General features: G+C 66.7%; 1 protein-coding gene. It reads right to left on the minus strand.

The genetic code is table 11. From position 1 onward, the window contains the following. The coding region (locus QSK36_RS43350) for a beta-xylosidase family glycoside hydrolase (RefSeq protein WP_285786471.1) at positions 1-255 on the minus strand (255 nt) is incomplete at both ends.

Genomic DNA, 255 nt, shown 5'->3' on the forward strand with positions numbered 1-255 from the left:
GGTGAGGTCGAAGCGGTTGACGGTGACCGCGCCGCCCAGGGACTGGGTGGCGTAGTTGAAGATGGCGAAGCGGTAGCCCATGAAGAACTGCCAGGCGTTGCCCATGGTGAAGGCCGGTCCGAATGAGGTGAAGTTCACTCCGTCGGTGCTGTAGGAGAATTTCGCCTGCCGGCCGGTGCCCGGGCGGATGTCGGCGTTGACCCGCAGCCAGATCCGCCCGCCGGAGATGGGTGTGGAGGCGGCCTCGGTGCCGGT

Source organism: Microbispora sp. NBRC 16548 (genome assembly GCF_030268985.1).
GTDB classification, from domain to species: domain Bacteria; phylum Actinomycetota; class Actinomycetes; order Streptosporangiales; family Streptosporangiaceae; genus Microbispora; species Microbispora catharanthi.